The organism is Blastomonas sp. (assembly GCF_041747255.1).
Lineage (GTDB): Bacteria > Pseudomonadota > Alphaproteobacteria > Sphingomonadales > Sphingomonadaceae > Blastomonas.
Genome location: NZ_JBGTFM010000283.1, coordinates 1 through 2,739 on the forward strand (window position 1 = coordinate 1; position 2,739 = coordinate 2,739).

Genomic DNA, 2,739 nt, shown 5'->3' on the forward strand with positions numbered 1-2,739 from the left:
TCGGCGGCCCGCAGACCGGCCCCGGAGGTGTCGTTGTCGGCCAGGATCAGCACGCGCCGGACGCCAGGCGGCAGATCGACCTGTTCGAGGCCCGATGTCGACAACGTCGCCCAGACAGGCAGATCGGGGCATGCGGTCATCACCGCGAGGCCGGTCTCGATGCCTTCCGAAAGCGCAAGCCGATCGCCATCGCCGAGATCGGCGAGACGCACCGCGCCACCAGCCACTCGGCCCAGCATCTTCTTCGCCTTGTCGAGCGGCGCCTGGGTGACCGCCACCTCATTGGTGGCGAGGTAGCTGCGGTGCAGGCCGATGACCGCGTCATCGCGGTCCCGTACCTGTCCAAGCATGGCCGGATATCGGATTCGCGCAGCTTTCGATTGCTCTAAGTCGGAGAAATTGCCAGAATACCATGAGTGGCCCTGGGCTTCGAACCTCGTTGCTCCCCTTTAATTCTCGAGGCACTGCCAACTGTGGTGGGCAAAAAAGGTCAATGAGGCATGGCTGTTATCAAGGCCCAGATAAAGCGCGAGTTGCTGACGTGGACGCGCGACCGGGCGAAGATCTCGGCTGAAGTTGCCGCGAAGGCTGCCGGTGTAACGGTTGAGCGCCTTCAAGGCTGGGAAGCGGGGGATGACCTGCCGACGCTAGGGCAGCTCAGAAACCTGGCTGAAAAGTACAAGTTTCCGCTGGCAGTTTTCTACCTGCCGGAGCCACCACTTGACTTTGCACCTCTGCGCGACTTTCGGAGGCTCCCGGATGAGCCTGAGAAAGCACTCTCGGCCCATCTCGCCTACCATATCCGTGCTGCCTACGAGCGCCGCGAGGTGGCGTTGGAACTTCTTCAGGACCTAGCCGAAACGCCGCGGCCGTTGCCCCTTAGCGCCACACTCGATGACGATCCTGAAGCGCTTGGACAGGCAATCCGAGCTTTCCTCGATGTGGATGACCAAGCGCAACAGAAGTCCGCAAGGCAGGCGTTTGACTTCTGGCGAAGGCGACTTGAAGAACATAACGTACTTGTTTTCGTCGTCAGCGGCCCCCATCGCAGCGTAGAGTTGAGTGAGATGCGAGGCTTCGCGATCGCAAAGGCGGAGCTTCCCGCCATTGTCATCAATGGCAAGGACTACAGCCAAGGCGGCAGGGCATTCACACTGCTCCATGAGTTTTGTCACGTTTTGCTTGGCGAAAGTGCCATTTCCAACGGCGCAGGCGACGATATCGCGCTCACGCCGGACGAGCGTCGCATAGAACGATTCTGCGATGCTGTGGCAGCCGCCACCCTAATGCCGCGCGACGTATTGATGAGCTTCAGCGAGGTTGCAGATGCTGCGCGGCGCGAATGGAGCCATGATGAACTGCGCCCAATTGCGCAGCAACTGGGAGTAAGCCGGGAAGCCTTGCTTCTGCGCTTCGTCAGCATAGGCCGCGCGTCATGGGACTTTTATATGGGCGAGCGACCCAAGTTTCAGGAAGAATATCGGCAAGCCGCAGAGGAGCGCGCGAAAGATCGGAAGCCGGTTCCGATCAAGCGGCCTGTAATGTTGATGAGCTGGAACGGGCGCGGCTTCACGCGCCTCGTGCTGCGAAGCTACTATAATCAGCGGATTACGTTGAACGATGTTGCAGGCTATTTGGGAGCGAAGCTTAAACACATACCGCCGCTCGAGCAGGCCGCATTCCAACGAAATGGTCTGTGATGGTGGTCTACTGCATCGACACGAGTGCACTTATTGCCGCTTGGCAGGAACGCTACCCGCCAGAGAATTTTCCCCGAGTCTGGGAACGGTTCGACGACCTCATCGAGTGCGGGCGGATGGTCTCCCCGATCGAGGTGCTCCACGAAACCTCAAAACGTTCCGACGAATTACATGTCTGGCTAAAGGCACGAAGCGAAATGTTTCGTGAACTAGAGGACCCGATCCAAATTGAGGCCGCAAAAGTCCTCGCTTCCTATCCGAGGCTAGTCGGAGAAAAGAAACTCCGAACATCCGCTGACCCATTTGTTATTGCTCTAGCACGTGTCGATAACTTGCAGATTGTCACGGACGAGAAGCCAACCAGCAACCTGAACAGGCCCAACATCCCTGATGTGTGCACCGATATGGGCATGACCGGCACCATGAACTTACTTCAGCTTATCCAAGCGGAGAAATGGGTGGTAGGCTAAGCTTGCTTGTCCCACAAAGACATAGCCAGATCGACACTCCAGCCAAACACTTGCGGCAGTTTAACCTTCGACCACGATCTTGGTTGCCGGCACTCCAAGCCTATAGCCCCGGTTGCGCACTGTCACGAACAGCGCCTTGCTCTCGGCATCGGTGAACCCCGCAGCCTTGAACGCGTAGCGCAGCTCGCGGATCAGATCCTTGGCCTCGCGCGCCGTCGTGCCTTCGACATGGGATCCGGAGGCGACCTGGTCGCGCGACTGCGCCTTCTCGAGCAGGCGCTCGAACACGGGGAAAATCTGACGCGACAGAATGATGGAGCGACCGTCCCATTGAACCTCGGCCGTTGCCCTTCTCACGCGAAGGACGGGCGCCAGCGGGACCGGCACCAGAGCGGCGTCGTCGATTGCATCGCCAAGGACGTTCGAGGCAGCCGCGTCAACAACCTCAAAATCGTCTCGGTCATTCATCAGCCCGTTCCGTTCGATCAGTTTCATCACCCGCGCCTCATGCTGGGTACGGCGGAACTGCACGACGCCTGGGGGCCGCAGCTTTACCGTGACCTGCGGCT

Annotated in this window: 4 protein-coding genes; 2 read left to right on the forward strand and 2 right to left on the reverse strand. The window is 59.3% G+C overall.

The genetic code is table 11. From position 1 onward, the window contains the following. Positions 1-350, reverse strand: a 350-nt coding sequence (locus ACEW8G_RS09560; RefSeq protein ID WP_373488196.1) for a toprim domain-containing protein, incomplete at its 3' end; no start/stop codon positions are given. A 150-nt stretch (positions 351-500) separates the two neighbouring features. Between ACEW8G_RS09560 and ACEW8G_RS09565 the strand changes: the two genes are divergently transcribed. Both ACEW8G_RS09565 and ACEW8G_RS09570 read left to right on the forward strand, forming a co-directional pair. Beyond that, on the forward strand, positions 501-1,700 hold the full coding sequence (locus ACEW8G_RS09565) for an XRE family transcriptional regulator (protein ID WP_373488197.1): 1,200 nt from the start codon (positions 501-503) through the stop codon (positions 1,698-1,700). Next, on the forward strand, positions 1,700-2,170 hold the full coding sequence (locus tag ACEW8G_RS09570; RefSeq protein WP_373488199.1) for a DUF4411 family protein: 471 nt from the start codon (positions 1,700-1,702) through the stop codon (positions 2,168-2,170). The genes ACEW8G_RS09565 and ACEW8G_RS09570 overlap by 1 nt, the downstream gene beginning before the upstream one ends. Positions 2,171-2,230: 60 nt before the next feature. Here ACEW8G_RS09570 and ACEW8G_RS09575 read toward each other — a convergent pair. Further along, the coding region (locus ACEW8G_RS09575; protein WP_373488198.1) for a hypothetical protein at positions 2,231-2,739 on the reverse strand (509 nt) is incomplete at its 5' end.